Raw genomic sequence first — 18,300 nt, 5'->3', positions numbered from 1 at the left:
TTCAGGGCGGCATCACCGCGCCGGCGCCGGCCGTCACGCGCGGCCCGGCACCGCCAGCAGCGCCACCGGGGAGCCGACCTCGGCCGCGACGCCCGCGGACGTCAGCGCCCCCGTGTCGGCATCGACGTCGAACGCGGTCACCACGCCCCCCAACTGCGCCCCCGCGTAGAACCACTTCCCCACGAACCCGATCTCGCGCGGAATCGGCCCGCCCGCCGCCGCGTCCTCCACCGGCACCGGCATCCCGTCCGCCCCCACCCGGAACACCCCCACCACGTCCCGCCCGCGGTTCGCGACATACAGATACCGCTGGCACGGCGACAGCCGAATCGCCGAGGGCCAGTTCTCCTCGTTGGCCGGCGGCCGCTCCCCCACCACCGCCGGCACCTTGCCCACGACCTCCAGCACGCCGTCGCCGGTGAGCGACCGCCGCAGCACCGTCACCGAGGTGTCCAGCTCGCCCGCCACATACGTCGCCCCCGACGCATGGTGGACCAGGTGCCGCGGCCCCGTGCCCGGCTCCAGCCGCACCGCCGAGGCGCGGATCAACGCGCCCTTCTCCAGGTCCACGTGATAGGTGATCACCTGGTCCAGCCCCAGGTCGGTGACGTGCAGCACGGCGTGCCCGTCCACCGTTCCGCGGCCCGGCAGGAAGACCGCCATGTGCGCGTGCGGGCCCTCCTGGCGCTCCGTCACCGGGCCGCTGCCCTCGTGCCGGGCGACGTCCGCGGCCTCCCCGACCGCGCCGTCCGCGCCGAGCGGATGCAGCGACACCGTGCCGGAGCTGTAGTTGGCCACCGCGAGCCAGCGCCCGCTGGGGTCCACCGACAGGTGGCAGGGCGCCGAGCCGTGCGTGGAGCGCGACTCCCCCAGGCGGGTCAGCGCGCCGTCGGCCGGGTCGAAGCGGTACGCCCACACCTGGCCGTCCGCCGCCTCGGAGACCGCGTAGACGGTCCGGCCGTCGGGGTGCAGGGCCAGGTAGGACGGGTCCACCGCCGGATCGACGGCGCCGACCGGGCGCAGCGCTCCGGTCGCCGCGTCCTGCCGGAACACCGCGACGCCCTCGCCCTCACCGGGCGCGTTGGGCGCCGCCGCCGAGGTGTACGAACCCACAATCGCAAACATCTCGCTCATGCCCGCACGCTACGCGGCGCGCGCACCCGACCGCTACGGCGAGACGTCGTCGACGACCAGGTTGTCGAGCACGAACGCCACCCCCTTGGCGTGCACGATGCCGAGCCAGGCGGTCCCGTCCGACGCGGGGCCGATGGTGACGGTCCGTGAGTAGCTCCGGTGCGGCGCGCTGTACTGCGGCGGAAGGCTGTCGGTCCAGCCCGCGGGGGCGGGGCCGGCCGGCGGCGGGCTGTCCAGGGCGCGGCTCGCGGTGGGCGGCAGCGCGTCCTCGAAGGCGGTGCCGCCGGGACCGTCGTAGCCCAGCCGCACCCGGTAGTCGGTGCCGGGGTCGGCCTGGTAGTCGAAGGAGATCCGGTAGCTGCGGCCCGGCTCCAGCCGCAGGGTGTGCGGAAGTGTGCGGTAGAGCAGGCCGGTGGTGTCGCCGAAGGTCTTCAGCGAGAACCGGCCGGAGACGGTGTCCCGGGTGTAGCCGCGGTGCGTCTCGGAGAGGTGGGTGCGCGGGTCGGAGCCGCCGTTGCCGGTGTAGACGAACGGGCCCCAGCCGAAGTCGACGTGCTCGAAGTCCTCGTGGAGGACGTGGCCGCCCTGGGCGGGGTCGGCGCCGGGCAGCGCCACCAGCCGGACGTCGGCGAAGTCGGCGGTGGCGCCGTCCGGGCCGTCGTCCGCGGCGAGGGTGAGCAGCACCTTGCCCTGCCGTCCCGGCGCCACGGTGAACAGCACCCGCAGCGGCTGGAAGCCGGTGCCGGAGCGGCGCGAGGCGGCGATCCGGTCCGGGACCGGCGAGTCGGTGAGCCAGTTGACGGCCGCGGCGCCGCCGTGCCCGGTGACGCGGATCTCGGCGCGCCGGCTGCCGCCGGTGATCCGCACCCGCGCCGAGGCGGCGTAGGTGCCGGGCGCCAGCCCGCGCGGCCGCTGCTGGACGCTGCGTCCGGCGCCGGCCGCGACGCGCAGGAACGGCAGGCCGTTGCCGTCGTCGGCGACGGCGAGCCCGTCGGGGTGGGACGGCGCCCAGTCGGCGAGCGTCCGGGCGAGGAAGCCGGGGTCGGCGAGGTGCCCGCCCTCGCCGTAGGCGACCGGCGTCCGGGCGGGGGCGGCCTTGGGGTAGAGCACATAGGGCGCCCCGGCCGCCGCGTCGATGCGGACGCCGCCGCCGCTCACCGGCAGGGTGACGGGGTCGCCGCGGCCGGTGTCGGTCAGCGGGTAGGCCCGCACGCCCGCCGGGCTCCCCCACTCCGGCGGGAGCTGCCAGGTGGTGGCGCCGCCGTCCGGGTTCCAGTGGTAGACGCGGTTGGGGGCGGTGGGCGGCCAGGGCACGAAGACGGCCTCGCCGTCCATCACCGTCCGCCCGCCGCGGGTGATCCGGTAGCCGCCGGACTCGGTGGAGGCGACCACCCCGCCGGTGAACTCCGCGCGGTCGGCGGTGAGCCGCAGCAGCTCGTGGTGCTGGAGGAACTTGGTGGGCAGGTTGGTGCCGAAGGTGGCGGCGACCCACGGCCGGGTGTCGTGCTGGCCCTGCCAGCCCTGGTAGTTGGTGTTCCGCACGGCGAGCAGCAGCGGGTGGTGACCCCAGGCGTCCCGCTGGTGGTTGCGGAGGAAGCGGACGATCTGCGAAGGGAGGCCGTTGCCGGTCTGGCCGGCGTAGGTGAAGACGCCGGTGCGCTCGAACTCGGGGTCGCCCTCGGCGCCGAGCGGCAGATGGTGGGAGGCGATCGCGGCGGCCTGCCGCCAGGCGGGGTAGCCGGCCGCCCAGAAGGTGTCGGTGTAGACGAAGCCCAGCTCGGGGAGGGCCGCGGCGAGGGCGGCGAAGCGCTCCGCGAAGGCGCCGTCCGACTGGTCCTTGGCGGTGTCGAGGTGCCAGGCCTGGTCGAGCCAGGCCCAGCCGGGGTCGGTGGGGCCGTTGGAGCGGTCCCAGCGGAAGCTGTGCGCCTCGGGGTACTCCTCCCAGGCGTTGATGTGGACGCCGACGGAGGCCTGGTAGCGGGCCGCGGTGCGGGTGAGGGTGCGCAGGTCGGCGAGCCCGCCGGCGCGCTCGTTCCAGTGCCCGGCGTAGTCGTTGTGGGCCGAGTCGTGGCCCTCGGACTGATAGCCCTTCAGCAGCAGCGCCTGGGGCAGCCCGTCGGTCCACAGCCAGGCGCGCTTGACCTCGTCGAGGGTGGTGAGGAAGGGCTGGTCGGCGTTGCTGGCGAAGTTCATCGCGATGCCCTGGACGACGCGGGTGCGCGACCAGTCGGCGGCGGGCGGGTCGACCATGATCTCGCGCAGCGCGACGGCGCCGTCCTGCCAGTCGGCCGCGCCGTCGCCGTTGCGGTCGGCGGTGACGATCACCGCGGCCTCGGGGAGCCCGACGAGGTCGCCGGCGGGGCCGCGGTGCAGCCAGCTGCCGGGGGCGAGCTCGGCGTGCCGGGCGCCGTCCGGGCCGGCGGCGACGCGCTGGGCGAGGCGGGCGGGGTCGACGGTGGTGGAGTCGATCGCGGCGGCCAGCCGTCCGGTGCTGACCATCGCGTAGGAGGCGGGCGACCAGTCGGCGGCGGCGAGGCCGGCGAGCGGGGCGATGGTCTCGTGGACGGTCTGATGGCCGTAGACGGGGTCGAGCCAGACGGCGGCGAGGCCGGCGCCGGCCTGGGCGTCGGAGACGGAGACGAGCCCGGAGCCGGGGACGGCGAAGGAGGTGAGCGGGTGCCCGGCGGCCTCGGTGAGCCCGGTGGTGGTGAGCCGCAGCACCGCGCCGGAGAGCGCGAGGCGCAGGGTGAGGGTGAGGTGCGGCAGCGTCAGCCGGTAGTCGGCGCGGGCCGCGTCGTGGTGGGTGACGGCGACGGCGGGGGTGGCGGCGGTGCCGTCGACGGTGACCGTCCGGGGCCCGCCGGCGCCGTCCACGGCTCCGCCGAGGGTGTCGCCGGTGGCGTTCCAGGTGTAGCCGAGGACGCGCGGGAAGGCGGGGTCGAGGGCGACGGTCAGCTCGGCGGACCGCAGCACCAGCGGTGCCTCCGCCCCGGCCCGGCCGGGCGCGGCCAGCGCGGCCAACGGCGCCGCCACCCCGGCCGCCAGCACCCCCCGTCGCCCAACTCCTGCGCGCTCACTGCAATCTAATGCTCGATCAGACGTCATCCCGACATTCAATGCGCACCCGCCGGACCACGCCACCCCCCTGCAGTGCCCAGCGCCGCCCCGGCCCGACCGCGCCCACCCCGCCACACCGGTCCGGGCGGTCGGGCCACCGGGCGGCGGAGCGGCCGTGCTGCCGGACGGCAGGGTCGCCGGAGGGGTGGAGCCAAGTCCGCGCGACTCGGCCGCGCGGCGGCGTGTGCGCCCCGCCGGCGCACGCCGCCAGCCGCCGCCGGCCCACCGAAGGTCCCCCGCGCAGGACCACGCCGGCGGAGCCGGCGGGCCGTGCGGGCGCGTCGGTGCTGACGGCCTACTTCAGGAGCTGCTTCGCCATCACCACGCGCTGGATCTGGTTGGTGCCCTCGTAGATCTGGGTGATCTTCGCGTCCCGCATCATCCGCTCCAGCGGGTAGTCGCGGGTGTAGCCGTAGCCGCCGAGCAGCTGGACCGCGTCCGTGGTGACCTCCATCGCCGCGTCCGACGCGAAGCACTTCGCCGCGGCGCCGAAGAAGGTGAGGTCCTTCTCCTCGCGCTCCGACCTGCCCGCCGCCGCGTACGTCATCTGGCGGGCCGTCTCCACCTTCATCGCCATGTCCGCGAGCATGAACTGCACGCCCTGGAAGTCGGCGATCGGCCGCCCGAACTGCTCGCGCTCCTTCACATAGCCGACCGCGTAGTCCAGCGCGCCCTGCGCGATCCCCAGCGCCTGCGCCGCGATGGTGATCCGGGTGTGGTCCAGCGTCCGCATCGCGGTGGCGAAGCCGGTGCCCTCCTCGCCGATCATCCGGTCCGCGGGGATCCGGACGTTGTCGAGGTAGACCTCCCGCGTCGGGGAGCCCTTGATGCCCAGCTTCTTCTCCGGGGCGCCGAAGGAGACGCCCTCGTCGTCCTTCTCCACCACGAACGCGGAGATGCCGCGCGAGCGCTTCGAGGGGTCGGTGACGGCCATCACCGTGTAGTAGTCGCTGACGCCCGCGTTGGTGATCCAGCGCTTCACGCCGTTGAGGACGTAGTGGTCGCCGTCCCGCACCGCCTTGGTCTTCATGCCCGCCGCGTCCGAGCCCGCGTCCGGCTCGCTCAGGCAGTAGGAGAACATCGCCCGCGCCTCGGCCAGCGGCCGCAGGTACTTCTCCTTCAGCTCCTTGCTCCCCGACAGCATCACCGGCAGCGAGCCCAGCTTGTTGACCGCCGGGATCAGCGAGGACGACGCGCAGACCCGCGCCACCTCCTCGATGACGATCACCGCGGCGAGCGCGTCGCCGCCGGCCCCGCCGAACTCCTCCGGGACGTGCACCGCGTGCAGGTCGTTGGCCTCCAGAGCGTCGCGGGCCTCCTGCGGGAAGCGGGCCTCCTCGTCGACGGCCGCCGCGCTGGGCGCGATCTTCGCCTCCGCCAGCGCCCGCACCGACTCCCGCAGCATCTCGTGCTCCTCGGGAACCCGGTACACCTCGAAGTCCGTCGCCACGTCGTCACCCCAGCTGTCGTACCCAAGCGATTACCGGCCGGTAACCCGATCCGATCCTAGAGGTCGCCGCCGATGGGCAACAGGGCGATGCCGGGCCCCGGGCCGGTGACCTCCACGACAGTTCCTTACCACCGGTCGCGGCCCGTTACCATCGCGGGACCAGACGTCCCGTCCCCCCTGGAGGAACTGGTGGCACCTCGGCTCACCGTCATCGGCACCGGATACCTCGGCGCCACCCACGCCGCATGCATGGCCAAGCTCGGTTTCGAGGTCATGGGCATGGACGTCGACGCCGAGAAGCTCGCCGAGCTCGCCGCGGGCCGGGCGCCGATGTACGAGCCGGGCCTGGACGAGCTGCTCGCCGAGCAGGTCGCCTCCGGACGCCTCCGCTTCACCACCTCCTACCAGGAGGCCGCCGAGTTCGGCGACGTCCACTTCGTCTCGGTCGGCACCCCGCAGCTGCGCGGCGAGTTCGCCGCGGACGTCTCGTACATCAACACGGCCTTCGACGGCCTGGCCGAGCACACCGCCCGGCTCGGCAAGGAGGCGCTGATCGTCGGCAAGTCCACCGTCCCGGTGGGCACCGCCGACCGGCTCGCCGCCCGCCTCGCCGAGACGGCCCCGACCGTCGAGGTCGCCTGGAACCCCGAGTTCCTCCGCGAGGGCTTCGCCGTCCAGGACACCCTCCGCCCCGACCGCCTGGTCATCGGCGTCCGCTCGCAGCGCGCCGAGGACCTGCTCCGCGAGGTCTACGCCGAGCCGCTCGCCGCCGGCGTCCCGCTGGTCGTCACCGACTTCCCCACCGCCGAGATGGCCAAGGTCAGCGCCAACGCCTTCCTGGCCACCAAGATCTCCTTCATCAACGCCATGGCCGAGGTCTGCGAGGCCGCCGGCGCCGACGTCGTCCAGCTCGCCGACACCCTCGGCTACGACGACCGCATCGGCCGCCGCTTCCTCAACTCCGGGCTCGGCTTCGGCGGAGGCTGCCTGCCCAAGGACATCCGCGCCTTCATGGCCCGCGCCGGCGAGCTCGGCGCCGACCAGGCGCTCACCTTCCTGCGCGAGGTCGACTCCATCAACATGCGGCGCCGCGCCCGGATGGTGGAGCTCGCCCGCGAGCAGTGCGGCGGCGGCTTCCTCGGCAAGCGGGTCGCGGTGCTGGGCGCGGCGTTCAAGCCCAACTCGGACGACATCCGCGACTCGCCGGCGCTCAACGTCGCCGGCCAGATCCAGTTGCAGGGCGCGCAGGTGACGGTCTACGACCCGAAGGCCGTCGACAACGCCCGCAAGATGTTCCCGGCCCTCGCCTACGCCGACTCCGCGGTCGAGGCCGCCCGCGGCGCGCATGTGGTGCTGCACCTGACGGAGTGGCAGGAGTTCCGCGACATGGACCCGTCCGAGCTGGAGGGGGCCGTCTCCGAGAAGCGCATCCTGGACGGCCGCAACGTCCTCGACCCCGACAAGTGGCGCACCGCCGGCTGGACGTACCGCGCCCTGGGCCGCCCGCAGCGCTGAGCGGGCTAGGCCGCTTCTGACGGATCTCCGCGGCGTCGCGACGCCCGGCACGCCCTCTCGCCGCACCGCCCAAAGACCGACGCAACCCCACTGCGACGGCCTTCGTTCGGCACGCCGACAGGACGCACCGGACGCCGCTCCTTCCTCCACGGAGATCCGTCAGAAACGGCCTAAGGCCGCCCAGCCGCGGACGCGGTCCGGCGCCCGTAGGCTCGGGGGCATGAGCGAGTACGGCGACACGGAGACGGTCCGGCGGATCCTCACCGAGGACGGCGACACCTGGGCCGTGGTCGGCCTCTCCGGCAACCGGGCGCGCGCCGCCTACGGGGTGGCGGCGCTGCTGCAGCGGCTCGGCAAGCGGGTGGTGCCGATCCACCCCAAGGCCGAGACGGTCCACGGCGAGCAGGGCTACGCCTCGCTGGCCGAGGTGCCCTTCCCGGTGGACGTCGTCGACGTCTTCGTCAACAGCGGCCTCGCCGGCGCGGTCGCCGACCAGGCGGTGGCGGCCGGCGCCAAGGCGGTCTGGTTCCAGCTCGACGTCGTCGACGCCGACGCCTACCGGCGCACCACGGACGCCGGCCTCGACATGGTCATGAACCGCTGCCCCGCCATCGAGGCCCCCCGCCTCGGCCTCATCTGACGGGGCGGCGACACCTCACCGCGCGAACCGCACGATCGACGCCCCCCGCTTCTCCCGCAGACGTGCGGCGACGCTCTCCGCGTCGCCCAGCACCCGCACCGCGTTCTGCCACGTCAGCTTCGCCAGGTCCGACGAGGACCACCCCCGCCGCACCAACTCCGCGATCAGCCGCGGGTACCCCGTCACATCCTCCAGGCCGTCGGGCGTGAACGCCGTCCCGTCGTAGTCCCCGCCCAGCCCGACGTGGTCGACGCCGGCGACCTCCCGCATCCGGTCCAGGTGGTCGGCCACCGTCCCCACCGACGCCTTCGGCCGCGGGTTCGCCTCCTCGTACTCCCGCTGCACCGCCATCGCCTCCGGCGTCGTCGCCAGCGGATGCAGCCCCTTCGCCCGCATGTTCTCGTCCGCCGCCCGCGTCCACGCGACGGCCTCCGGCAGCACGAACTTCGGCACGAACGTCGCCATCGCCACGCCCCCGTTGCGCGGCAGCTGCTCCAGCACGTCGTCCGGGATGTTCCGCGGATGGTCGTTGACCGACCGCGAGGAGGAGTGCGAGAAGACCACCGGCGCCTCGCTCACCCGCAGCGCGGCCCGCATCGTCTCCGGGGCGACGTGCGAGAGGTCGACCAGCATGCCCAGCCGGTTCATCTCCCGCACCACCTCCTCGCCGAACGGCGACAGCCCGCCGACCCGCGGCTCGTCCGTCGCCGAGTCCGCCCAGTCGGTGTTGGAGTTGTGGGTGAGCGTCATGTAGCGGACGCCCAGCTCGTACAGCGCCCGCAGGGTGGCGAGGGAGTTGTTGATGGAGTGGCCGCCCTCGGCGCCCATCAGCGAGGCGATCCGGCCCTCGGCGCGGGCCGTCTCCATGTCGGCGGCGGTCAGCGCGCGGGCCAGGTGGTCGGGGTAGCGGTCGATCAGCGCCCGGACGCAGTCGATCTGCTCCAGCGTGGCGCTCACCGCGTCGTCCCCGGCGAGCGAGCACGGCACGAAGACCGACCAGAACTGCGCGCCGACGCCGCCCTCGGCGAGCCGGGCGAGGTCGGTGTGGGTGCGGTCCGAGGTGTCCTCGGCGATGTCCAGCCGGTCCAGGTCGTAGCCGACCTGCTCGCGCAGCGCCCACGGCAGGTCATTGTGGCCGTCCACCACCGGGAACTCGCTCAGCAGGGTCTTCGCGGTCTCAAGAGCCTCGTCGTCAACCATGCCGATCAGTCTCTCAGCGGGGGTGCGCCTACCGCGAGGCAGCCACCGCCGCGCACCGCACGGCGGTCACTCCCCGCGCAGCCTCGCCCCCTTCGCCTCGGCCTGGGCCTTCAGCTCCGCCTGGAACTCCGCCATCCGCGCCCGCAGCTTCTCGTCCGCGACGCCCAGCATCCGCACCGCGAGCAGCCCCGCGTTGCGGGCCCCCGCCACGGAGACCGTCGCCACCGGGACCCCGGCCGGCATCTGGACGATGCTCAGCAGCGAGTCCATCCCGTCCAGATACTTCAGCGGGACCGGCACGCCGATCACCGGAAGGGCCGTCACCGAGGCCAGCATGCCCGGCAGATGGGCCGCGCCGCCCGCGCCCGCGATGACGACGCGCAGGCCGCGGGACTCCGCCTGCTCGCCGTAGGCGATCATCTCGCGGGGCATCCGGTGCGCCGAGACGACGTCCTTCTCGTAGGGGACGCCGAACTCCTCCAGCGCCTTCGCCGCGGCCTCCATGACCGGCCAGTCGGAGTCGGAGCCCATCACGATCCCGACCAGAGGGGTGCTCACCTGTCTGACTCTCCTTCTCGGTTCTTCGGTCTTCCCGGTGCCTGCGTCACTCGGTGATGTCGCCGCGCAGATACGCGGCCGCGTGCAGCGCGCGCTCCCGGACCTCGTCCAGGTCGGAGCCGCAGACCGTGACGTGCCCGACCTTGCGGCCGGGCTTCACGTCCTTGCCGTACATGTGCACCTTCAGCCCGGGGTCGCGGGCCATGACGTGCAGATAGGGCCGGTACATGTCGGGGTAGTCGCCGCCCAGCACGTTCACCATCACCGTCCACGGCGCGCGCGCCGACGGCTCGCCCAGCGGGAGGTCGAGCACCGCCCTCAGGTGGTTCTCGAACTGCGAGGCGACCGCCCCGTCGATCGACCAGTGCCCGGAGTTGTGCGGGCGCATCGCCAGCTCGTTGACGAGCACCCGGCCGTCGGCGGTCTCGAACATCTCCACCGCGAGGTGGCCGGTGACGCCCAGCTCGCCGGCGATCCGCAGCGCGATCTCCTGGGCCTCGGCGGCGCGCCCCGCCGACAGGCCGGGCGCGGGGGCGGTCACCTGGAAGCAGACGCCGTCCACCTGGAGGCTCTCCACCACCGGGTAGGCGACGGCCTGCCCGTGCGGGGAGCGCACCACGCTCGCGGCCAGCTCGCGGACGAAGTCGACCTTCTCCTCGGCGAGCACCGGCACCCCGGCGCGGAACGGCTCGGCGGCCTCCTCCGGGCCGCGGACCACCCAGACGCCCTTGCCGTCGTAGCCGCCGACGGTGGTCTTCAGGACGACGGGGAAGCCGGCTGCGCCCTCGTCCTCCTCGGCGAAGCGCACCACGTCGGCCGGGTCGGCGACGATGCGGTTGCGCGGGCACGGCACGCCCAGCTCCGCGAGGCGCTTGCGCATCACGCCCTTGTCGTGGGCGTGCAGCAGCGCGTCCGGGCCGGGGCGGACGGCGACGCCGGCCGCCTCCAGGGCGCGCAGGTGCTCGGTGGGGACGTGCTCGTGGTCGAAGGTGACCACGTCGCAGCCCGCCGCGAAGGCCTTGAGGGTGTCGAGGTCGCGGTAGTCGCCGACCACCACGTCCCCGGCGACCTGGGCCGCCGAATCGCTGGAGGTGTCGGCCAGTACGCGGAAGCGGACGCCGAGGGGAATGCCTGCCTGATGGGTCATGCGTGCGAGCTGGCCGCCGCCGACCATGCCGACTACCGGGAAAGTCACGCTGGACAGGGTACCGATGGCCGAGCAAGGCAACCTCAGGGTGCCTCCCGCTCGTTATGGTGGGCAGGGCGACCGGACCCTGCCCACGGGCCGGGTCGCCGCTTCCCCGTTCCCTCTGAGTCCTCTCCGAACGGACGCGATCGATGACCTCCTCCGAGTCACCCGAAGAACCCGCAGCACCGCGCGGGCCCGTCCCGGGCGGCCTCGCCGGCCTGTTCCGGCGGGGCGGGATGGGCCGCGAGATGACCAAGTTCGCGATCGTCGGGGCCATCGGCACCGCGGTCAACTTCCTGGTCTTCAACCTGGCCATGCACGCCTTCGGATGGCAGACCGTCCGCTCCAGCGTCTTCGCCACCGTCGTGGCGATCGTCACGAACTACATCGGCTACCGCTACTGGGTCTACCGCGACCGCGACCGCAGCTCCCGCACCCGGGAGATGGGGCTCTTCCTCTTCTTCAGCCTCATCGGGCTGGTGATCGAGAACGGTGTGCTGTACGCCACCCACTACTGGGTGGGCTGGGACACCGCGCTGGAGGACAACGTCTTCAAGTTCGCCGGCATGGTGGTGGCGACGGCCTTCCGGTTCGCCTCCTACCGCACCTGGGTCTTCCGGGTGGTGCCGGCCGAGCAGCAGGACGGGGCGACGACGGCCCCGGCTACGCCCGCGGCCCCGAGCCGCCTCGAGGAGCCCCCCCAGGCCCCGTCCCCGGCTCCGGCTCCGACGTCGCCGTCGACGCATCCGCCTCGGTCTCAGGATCGGGCTCCGGCTCGGAATCCGGCTGGCGACTGAGGAACATCGCGAAGACCGGCGGCCGCATGCTGACCAGCTCCAGCCGGCCGCCGTCCGCCTCGGCGAGGTCCCGGGCCACCGCGAGCCCCAGGCCCGTCGAGTTCCGGCCGCTGACGGCGCGTTCGAAGACCCGCGAGCCCAGCTCCGGGGAGACCCCGTCGCCCTCGTCGGAGACCTCCAGCACCACCGAGTTGCCGGCGGTGCGGGTGCGCAGCACCACCGTCCCGTCCCCGTGCATCAGGGCGTTCTCGATGAGCGCGGCGAGCACCTGGGCGATCGTCCCCGGGGTGCCGACCACCCGCAGCCGGCCCTGGCCCTCGCGCTCCAGGGCGCGTCCGGCGGCGGCCGCGGCGGGCCGCCACTCCTCCATCTGCTGCTTGATGACGTCGTCGAGGTCGAAGGCGATGCCGGTGTCCCCGCGGTGGTCGCGGCTGTTGGTGAGGAGCCGCTGCACCACGTCCGTCAGCCGCTCGACCTGGCCGAGGGCGATGGACGCCTCCTCCTTGACCGTCTCCTCGTCGCCGGCCGTCTCGATGATCTCCTCCAGCCGCATGGAGAGCGCGGTGAGCGGGGTGCGCAGCTGGTGGGAGGCGTCGGCGGCGAGCCGCCGCTCCGCGGTGAGCATCCGGGCGATCCGCTCGGCGCTGGCGTCCAGCACCTGCGAGACCCGGTCGAGTTCGGGGACGGCGTAGCGGCGGTCGCGGGGCGTGGCGTCGCCGGAGCCGAGCCGCTCGGCGGTCTTGGCGAGGTCGACGAGCGGGCCGGAGAGCCGGTTGGCCTGGCGGACGGCGAGCACCACGGCGGCGGCCACCGCGGCGGCCGCGATCCCGACGATCACCAGCAGGATGTCGTAGATCTGCTTGTGGACGGTGGACTGCGGCTGCACCACCGTCACCGAGACGCCCTGGGTGCCCTGTTCGGTGTCCTTGAAGACGGAGGTGCCCGCGGGCACGGCGGGGCCGATCCGCTCCGCCGGGCGCCCCGGGGTGCGCACCCAGGCGGTGCGGTCCTCCCCGATCTGCGCCTCCAGCGAGGAGGCGTCGAGGTCGCCGCCGCCGCGGGTCTCGACCACGGTGAGCAGCCGGACGGCGTCCGCGGTCACCTGGTCCCGGGCGTTGGAGGTGATCGAGTTCACCTCGACGACGGCCAGCGGAATGCCGAAGACGGCCACCACCACCAGCACCACCGCCAGGGTGGAATTGATCATCCGCCGTCTCATCGGGCCGCCCTCACTGGACGGTGCGGCTCTTCTCGAAGCGGAACCCGACGCCGCGCACGGTGGCGATGTAGCGGGGGTGCGCCGCGTCGTCGCCGAGCTTCTTGCGCAGCCAGGAGATGTGCATGTCGAGGGTCTTGGTGGAGGACCACCAGGTGATGCCCCACACCTCGCGCATCAGCTGGTCGCGGGTGACGACCCGTCCGGCGTCCCGCACCAGCACCCGCAGCAGGTCGAACTCCTTCGCGGTGAGCTGGAGCTCCTCGTCGCCGAGCCAGGCCTGGTGGCCGACGGCGGAGATGCGCACCGGCGGGGCGCCGGGCGTCGTCTCCACGGGGCCGCGCCGCAGCAGGGCCCGCACCCGGGCGAGCAGCTCGGCGAGGCGGAACGGCTTGGTGACGTAGTCGTCGGCGCCGGCGTCCAGGCCGACGACCGTGTCGACCTCGTCGGCGCGGGCGGTGAGGACGAGCACCGGGAAGCCGTGGCCCTCGCTGCGGAGCCGGCGGCACACCTCGAGGCCGTCCATCCCCGGCAGGCCGAGGTCGAGGACGCACAGGTCGACGCCGCCCTCCAGGCCGGCGGCGAGGGCGGTCGGTCCGTCCTCCCGGATCTCGACCTGGTAGCCCTCGCGGCGCAGGGCACGAGCCAGTGGTTCGGAGATCGAGGCGTCGTCCTCGGCGAGCAGCACACGGGTCATGGGGCGATCGTAGTCCGATCACGCCGCCGCTCGGGAGCGTGTGGAGGTACCGCTCGCGATCGGCCCACCAGGGTGATTACGCAAATACGCCATTCATATGGCACTATTTCCCGACTCTGACCCGGAGACAGGCGCCGAACTGCAATATCGCGCCTTCCGGCAGGGCCTCCGACACCGACAGCAAGCGAGCACCACCATGCCGTCCACCAGCCTGACACCGGAAACGCCCGCCTCCGCGGCGACCGGGAACTCATCGGCCCCCGGCGCAACTTTCTTCGGCCACCCGCGAGGCCTGGCCACACTTTTCCTGACGGAAATGTGGGAGCGCTTCAGTTTCTACGGCATGCGCGCCCTGCTGGCCCTGTTCCTTGTGACTCCCGTCTCGCACGGCGGAATGGGCTTCGCCCTCGCAACGGGCGCCGCGGTCTACTCCGTCTACAACGCGATGGTGTATCTCCTCACCCTGCCGGGCGGCTGGGTGGCGGACCGGCTGTGGGGCCCGAAGAAGACGGTCGCCGTGGCCGGCGGCGTCATCATGGTCGGCCACTTCCTGCTCGCCGTGCCGATGACCGCGACGTTCTTCGTCGGCCTGTGCTTCATCGCGGCGGGCTCCGGGCTGCTCAAGGCGAACATCTCCACGATGGTCGGGCATCTGTACCCGGACCGGACGGACGCCCGCCGGGACTCCGCGTTCACGATCTTCTACATCGGCATCAACCTGGGCAGCTTCTTCGCCCCGCTGGCGATCGGCACGGTCGGCCAGCAGGTCGACTGGCACCTGGGGTTCGCGCTCGCCGGCATCGGCATGGCGCTCGGCCTGGTCATCTATCTGATCGGCGGACGCAGCCTCGCCGCGGAGAGCGACGTCGTCACCAACCCGCTGCCGCGCGCCGAGCGCAATGCGGTGCTGCGCAAGTCCGGGTTCTGGGCGGCGCTGGCCGCCGTCTTCTACGCGGTCGTGCTCTTCACCGGGTCGTTCACGGTGAACTGGGTGATCTGGCCGCTGACCGTGCTCGGCCTGGTGCTGCCGGTGCTGCTCTTCGTCCGCATCAAGCGGGACCGCGATCTCGACACGGACGAGCAGAAGAAGATGTCCGGCTACATCTGGATCTTCGTTGCCGCGGCGCTCTTCTGGATGATCTACGACCAGTCCGGCTCCACGCTGAACGTGTTCGCCGCGGACTCCACCAAGGGCACGCTCTGGGGATTCCACTTCCCCTCGACCTGGTTCCAATCCCTCAACCCGCTGTACATCATGGCGCTCGCCCCGGTGTTCGCCTGGCTGTGGATGTGGCTGAAGGGCCGCAATCCCTCCACGATGACCAAGTTCTCGCTCGGCCTGCTGGGGATCGGCATCTCCTTCGGCGTGATGATGATGGCTCAGGCGGCGGCCGCGGGCGGCGTCAAGGTCACCCCGCTGTGGCTGGCGCTCGTCTACTTGGTGCAGACGGTGGCGGAGCTGTGCCTGTCGCCGGTGGGCCTGTCGGTGACGACGCGGCTGGCGCCGCGGAAGTACTCCAGCCAGATGATGGGCATCTGGTTCCTCGCGGTGACCGCGGGGGACTGCGTGGCGGCGCTGATCCAGCAGGTGATGGGGAGCGCGACGGGCGGCGAGGTGTACTTCGCCATCCAGGGCGCGATGGCCGTCGCGGCCGGCGTCGCGGTGTTCTTCGCCCGCGGCCGGATCAAGCGGCTGATGGGCGACGTGCACTGACCCTGCGGGGCGGGGCGCCGGGGCGCGGGGCGGCGAACCGGGCCTCGCCCCGCGCCCGAGAGCGCTCAGCGCCGCCGGACGACCGCCCACACGGTCTTGCCGTCGCGGTCCGGGGCCACGCCCCACGCCGCGGAGAGCCGCTGCACGATGAAGATCCCGTGCCCGCCCGGCCGCCCGCTCCGATGCGGCCGGCTCGCCTCGGGACGCTCCTCCGTCCCGTCGGCGACCTCCACACGGATCTCGTCGTCACCGCCCCCGACGAGCCGCAGCTCCCGCGGGCCCCCCGCGTGCAGGCACGCGTTCGTCACCAGCTCGGAGACGACCAGCAGCACATCGTCCACCGCCGCCTGCCGGTCCGCCCGGCTCTCCTTGGGCCCCGGCGTCAGCCACTCCCAGTCCGCCAGCGCCGTGCGCGCGAACTCGCGGCAGCGCGCCACCACTCCGCCCGCTCCCGGCTCCAGCACCAGCCGCCGCACCTGAGGCGCCGCGGGCCGATGCGGCGAACGCCGCGGCCGCAGCGGCGCGACCCCCGGCTGATCGCTCATCACCGCTTCTCCTCACCGCTGCTCGACGGGCCGAACCGCACGGTCCTGCGAATGCTCCTGCCCCAAGAGCGCGATCGAACACTCCCAGTCTCCCGGAGTTCGACGAGCGGGCCAGTCGACGTTCACGACGGCGACACCGATCCCAGCGCCTCGTCGAGGGTGGCGTGCACCCCGAAGACCGCGGCCGCGCCTGTGACGTCGAACACTCTCGCCACGGCCGGCCGCATCGCGACCAGATGGACGGCTCCGCCGCGGGCCTCCGCCCGCAGCCGGGCGCCGAGCAGAACGTTGAGTCCCGTCGAGTCGCAGAACTCCAGACCCGAGCAGTCGACGACGAGATGCGGGCCGGCGGAGGACTCCTCCGTCCGCTCCAGCACCTCCCGCAGCTGGTCAGCGGTGTCGTGATCGAGTTCGCCCGCAGGTGCCACGACCGGGGTACCCGCGTGGTCGCGGACCTCGACGGACAGCCGTCCCCCGGACGCGGACTCAGGCCCGCCGACGCCCATTCCCTGCCTCCTGCTGCGTTGCTGACGATCGCCCATGGGCCACCCGGAATATCCGTATTGCCGGACACAATCCGGCATGACCGGGGGCCGGTTCATCTTTGCATGAGCGGAGGAACGTGGGGTAGGCCAGTAGGTCACTAGTCCGTCCGAGAAAGGAGCATCATGGCACCCCAGCTCGACGGCACGCGCACCGGAGCGCCCCTCCCGGCCGGGACCCTCGATGCCGGAGAGGCCACCGGGGCCGCCGAGGCCGGGACTCCCACGAGCTCGCTCACCGCGGAGCTCGGGCTCCCCGACGTCCCGTTCGACCAGGTGGCGCCCCCGGACGCCCGCGCACTCTCCAAGTCCCTCTTCCAGCGGCTGTGCCGCCTCGAGGAGGGCACCCACGACTACTCCTACGTGCGCAACACCCTGGTCGAACTGAACCTGGCGCTGGTCAAGTTCGCCGCCTCCCGCTTCCGCACCCGCAGCGAGCCGATGGAGGACATCGTCCAGGTCGGCACGATCGGCCTGATCAAGGCGATCGACCGCTTCGACCCGGACCGCGGGGTGGAGTTCCCCACCTTCGCGATGCCCACCATCGTCGGCGAGATCAAGCGGTTCTTCCGCGACACCAGCTGGTCGGTGCGGGTGCCGCGCCGCCTCCAGGAGCTCCGCCTCGACCTCGCCAAGGCCACCGACGAGCTCTCCCAGCAGCTGGACCGGTCGCCGACCGTCGCCGAGCTGTCGGAGCGCCTCGGGCTGCCCGAGGACGAGGTGGTCGAGGGCATGGCCGCGGCCAACGCCTACACCGCCAGCTCGCTGGACGCGCAGCCGGAGGAGGACGAGAGCGAGGGCGCGCTCGCCGACCGGATCGGCTACGACGACCACGACCTCGAGGGCGTGGAGTACCGCGAGACGCTCAAGCCGCTCATCGCCGAGCTTCCGGAGCGCGACCGCCGCATCCTCAGCCTGCGCTTCACCGCCAATCTGACGCAGTCGCAGATCGGCGAGGAGCTGGGCATCTCGCAGATGCACGTCTCCCGGTTGCTGAGCCGCACACTCGGACGACTCCGCCAGGGGCTCCTCGCCGAGGGATGAGAGCAGACTGATAAGTTCTGCGTCAGCCGCAGGAGGACCCGGCACGCCTGTCACGTGCCGGGCACTCCGCGTGCCGGGCGTATCGTGGCCCGCATCAGTGAAGGCGAGGCCGCAATGGGACGCGTGACGGACCGTCGGAAGATACTGCGGCTGCGCGACGGCGGCGCCGTCAAGGCCATGGACACCCTGGCCGGCGAGGAGCCGCTGGAGATCCGCACCGCCGGCGAGACGCTGACCGTCACCATGCGCACCCCCGGCGACGACTTCGACCTGGTCGCCGGCTTCCTGGTCGGCGAGGGCGTCGTCGCCTCCTCGGACGAGCTGCGCGCGCTGCGCTACTGCGCGGGCACCGACGAGAACGGCGCCAACCTCTACAACACCGTCGACGCCCAACTCGGGCCCGGCGCGCGCTCGCCGCTCTCCGCGACCCGCAACCTGATCACCACCGGGGCCTGCGGCATCTGCGGCCAGGACACCATCGACGCGGTGCGGCGGGCGTCCCGCTGGCAGGTGGACGGCGACCCGGTGCGCATCGACCCCGAGGTGCTCTTCGCGCTCCCCGAGCGGCTGCGCGAGGCGCAGCGGGTCTTCGCCCGCACCGGCGGGCTGCACGCGGCCGGGCTCTTCACCGCGGACGGGCGGCTGGTCGCGGCGCGCGAGGACATCGGGCGGCACAACGCGGTCGACAAGGTCATCGGGCACGCCCTGACGGAGGGCCTGCTGCCGCTGCGCGGGCATGTGCTGGCGGTCAGCGGCCGGGCGTCCTTCGAGCTGACGCAGAAGGCGGCGATGGCCGGCATCCCGGTGCTGGCCGCGGTCTCGGCGCCGTCCTCCCTCGCGGCCGACCTCGCCGAGGAGCTCGGCCTCACCCTCGCCGGCTTCGTCCGCGGCCGGGGCGCCAACGTCTACACCCGCCCGGACCGCATCGGCGACGGCTTGTAG

At 73.1% G+C, this 18,300-nt stretch carries 15 protein-coding genes and 1 pseudogene; 6 read left to right on the top strand and 10 right to left on the bottom strand.

Translation table 11 applies throughout. From position 1 onward, the window contains the following. Positions 1-33: 33 nt before the first annotated feature. The 3 genes from BIV57_RS05110 to BIV57_RS05100 form a co-directional block, all read right to left on the bottom strand. Entirely contained in the window at positions 34-1,134 is a 1,101-nt protein-coding gene (locus BIV57_RS05110; RefSeq protein WP_079170018.1) for a lactonase family protein, read from the bottom strand. A 33-nt stretch (positions 1,135-1,167) separates the two neighbouring features. Further along, the gene (locus tag BIV57_RS05105; protein WP_071655426.1) at positions 1,168-4,182 is read right to left on the bottom strand and encodes an endo-alpha-N-acetylgalactosaminidase family protein; all 3,015 of its coding nucleotides are present in this window, start codon (positions 4,180-4,182) and stop codon (positions 1,168-1,170) included. A gap of 364 nt (positions 4,183-4,546) precedes the next feature. After that, positions 4,547-5,656, bottom strand: coding sequence for an acyl-CoA dehydrogenase family protein (locus BIV57_RS05100; RefSeq protein WP_071655460.1), 1,110 nt, complete (start codon positions 5,654-5,656; stop codon positions 4,547-4,549). 234 nt (positions 5,657-5,890) lie between these two features. Here BIV57_RS05100 and BIV57_RS05095 point away from each other — a divergent pair, with 234 nt between their 5' ends. Both BIV57_RS05095 and BIV57_RS05090 read left to right on the top strand, forming a co-directional pair. Continuing rightward, positions 5,891-7,216 carry a UDP-glucose dehydrogenase family protein gene (locus tag BIV57_RS05095; RefSeq protein WP_071655425.1) on the top strand — a complete coding sequence of 442 codons (1,326 nt, stop codon included), beginning with the start codon at positions 5,891-5,893 and terminating at the stop codon, positions 7,214-7,216. A gap of 220 nt (positions 7,217-7,436) precedes the next feature. After that, on the top strand, positions 7,437-7,856 hold the full coding sequence (locus BIV57_RS05090; RefSeq protein ID WP_071655424.1) for a CoA-binding protein: 420 nt from the start codon (positions 7,437-7,439) through the stop codon (positions 7,854-7,856). A 15-nt stretch (positions 7,857-7,871) separates the two neighbouring features. Here BIV57_RS05090 and BIV57_RS05085 read toward each other — a convergent pair whose 3' ends face one another. The 3 genes from BIV57_RS05085 to BIV57_RS05075 form a co-directional block, all read right to left on the bottom strand. Beyond that, positions 7,872-9,056, bottom strand: coding sequence for a dipeptidase (locus BIV57_RS05085; protein WP_071655423.1), 1,185 nt, complete (start codon positions 9,054-9,056; stop codon positions 7,872-7,874). 66 nt (positions 9,057-9,122) lie between these two features. Next, entirely contained in the window at positions 9,123-9,587 is a 465-nt protein-coding gene (gene purE / locus BIV57_RS05080) for a 5-(carboxyamino)imidazole ribonucleotide mutase (protein WP_071655459.1), read from the bottom strand. 73 nt (positions 9,588-9,660) lie between these two features. Next, positions 9,661-10,809, bottom strand: a complete 1,149-nt coding sequence (locus BIV57_RS05075; protein WP_071655422.1) for a 5-(carboxyamino)imidazole ribonucleotide synthase — start codon at positions 10,807-10,809, stop codon at positions 9,661-9,663. 143 nt (positions 10,810-10,952) lie between these two features. On the opposite strand from BIV57_RS05075, the pseudogene BIV57_RS25820 reads away from it, so the two are divergent. Next, positions 10,953-11,513, top strand: a pseudogene (locus BIV57_RS25820) (GtrA family protein); the annotation flags it as partial. On the opposite strand, the gene BIV57_RS05065 reads toward BIV57_RS25820, so the two are convergent. Both BIV57_RS05065 and BIV57_RS05060 read right to left on the bottom strand, forming a co-directional pair. Continuing rightward, positions 11,467-12,819 (bottom strand): ATP-binding protein, encoded by a 1,353-nt coding sequence (locus BIV57_RS05065; RefSeq protein WP_079170017.1) that lies wholly within the window; start codon positions 12,817-12,819, stop codon positions 11,467-11,469. The pseudogene BIV57_RS25820 and the gene BIV57_RS05065 sit on opposite strands and share 47 nt — an antisense overlap. A 10-nt stretch (positions 12,820-12,829) precedes the next feature. Further along, positions 12,830-13,513, bottom strand: coding sequence for a response regulator transcription factor (locus BIV57_RS05060; protein WP_071655419.1), 684 nt, complete (start codon positions 13,511-13,513; stop codon positions 12,830-12,832). Positions 13,514-13,709: 196 nt separating this feature from the next. Here BIV57_RS05060 and BIV57_RS05055 point away from each other — a divergent pair, with 196 nt between their 5' ends. Continuing rightward, positions 13,710-15,227: a peptide MFS transporter gene (locus BIV57_RS05055; protein WP_071655418.1), complete on the top strand. Its 1,518-nt coding sequence runs from the start codon at positions 13,710-13,712 to the stop codon at positions 15,225-15,227. A gap of 65 nt (positions 15,228-15,292) precedes the next feature. Here BIV57_RS05055 and BIV57_RS05050 read toward each other — a convergent pair whose 3' ends face one another. Further along, positions 15,293-15,772 (bottom strand): ATP-binding protein, encoded by a 480-nt coding sequence (locus BIV57_RS05050; protein ID WP_071655417.1) that lies wholly within the window; start codon positions 15,770-15,772, stop codon positions 15,293-15,295. Positions 15,773-15,894: 122 nt separating this feature from the next. Further along, the gene (locus tag BIV57_RS05045) at positions 15,895-16,278 is read right to left on the bottom strand and encodes an STAS domain-containing protein (protein ID WP_071655416.1); all 384 of its coding nucleotides are present in this window, start codon (positions 16,276-16,278) and stop codon (positions 15,895-15,897) included. A gap of 162 nt (positions 16,279-16,440) precedes the next feature. Between BIV57_RS05045 and BIV57_RS05040 the strand changes: the two genes are divergently transcribed. Beyond that, on the top strand, positions 16,441-17,358 hold the full coding sequence (locus BIV57_RS05040) for an RNA polymerase sigma factor SigF (protein WP_071655415.1): 918 nt from the start codon (positions 16,441-16,443) through the stop codon (positions 17,356-17,358). A gap of 114 nt (positions 17,359-17,472) precedes the next feature. After that, positions 17,473-18,300 carry a formate dehydrogenase accessory sulfurtransferase FdhD gene (gene fdhD, locus BIV57_RS05035; RefSeq protein WP_071655414.1) on the top strand — a complete coding sequence of 276 codons (828 nt, stop codon included), beginning with the start codon at positions 17,473-17,475 and terminating at the stop codon, positions 18,298-18,300.

Source organism: Mangrovactinospora gilvigrisea (assembly GCF_001879105.1).
Taxonomy (GTDB): Bacteria; Actinomycetota; Actinomycetes; order Streptomycetales; family Streptomycetaceae; genus Mangrovactinospora; species Mangrovactinospora gilvigrisea.
The sequence above is the reverse complement of the archived record's forward strand: the minus strand, read 5'-3'. Positions and strand labels throughout refer to the sequence as shown.

What these genes read in the sequence shown, in the direction of transcription:
- BIV57_RS05060 (WP_071655419.1), bottom strand. Translation starts at nt 13,513, where the DNA reads ATGACCCGTGTGCTGCTCGCCGAGGACGACGCCTCGATCTCCGAACCA.
- BIV57_RS05055 (WP_071655418.1), top strand. Translation starts at nt 13,710, where the DNA reads ATGCCGTCCACCAGCCTGACACCGGAAACGCCCGCCTCCGCGGCGACC.
- BIV57_RS05110 (WP_079170018.1), bottom strand. Translation starts at nt 1,134, where the DNA reads ATGAGCGAGATGTTTGCGATTGTGGGTTCGTACACCTCGGCGGCGGCG.
- BIV57_RS05050 (WP_071655417.1), bottom strand. Translation starts at nt 15,772, where the DNA reads ATGAGCGATCAGCCGGGGGTCGCGCCGCTGCGGCCGCGGCGTTCGCCG.
- BIV57_RS05045 (WP_071655416.1), bottom strand. Translation starts at nt 16,278, where the DNA reads ATGGGCGTCGGCGGGCCTGAGTCCGCGTCCGGGGGACGGCTGTCCGTC.
- BIV57_RS05040 (WP_071655415.1), top strand. Translation starts at nt 16,441, where the DNA reads ATGGCACCCCAGCTCGACGGCACGCGCACCGGAGCGCCCCTCCCGGCC.
- BIV57_RS05065 (WP_079170017.1), bottom strand. Translation starts at nt 12,819, where the DNA reads ATGAGACGGCGGATGATCAATTCCACCCTGGCGGTGGTGCTGGTGGTG.
- BIV57_RS05100 (WP_071655460.1), bottom strand. Translation starts at nt 5,656, where the DNA reads ATGCTGCGGGAGTCGGTGCGGGCGCTGGCGGAGGCGAAGATCGCGCCC.
- BIV57_RS05090 (WP_071655424.1), top strand. Translation starts at nt 7,437, where the DNA reads ATGAGCGAGTACGGCGACACGGAGACGGTCCGGCGGATCCTCACCGAG.
- fdhD (WP_071655414.1), top strand. Translation starts at nt 17,473, where the DNA reads ATGGGACGCGTGACGGACCGTCGGAAGATACTGCGGCTGCGCGACGGC.
- BIV57_RS05085 (WP_071655423.1), bottom strand. Translation starts at nt 9,056, where the DNA reads ATGGTTGACGACGAGGCTCTTGAGACCGCGAAGACCCTGCTGAGCGAG.
- purE (WP_071655459.1), bottom strand. Translation starts at nt 9,587, where the DNA reads ATGGGCTCCGACTCCGACTGGCCGGTCATGGAGGCCGCGGCGAAGGCG.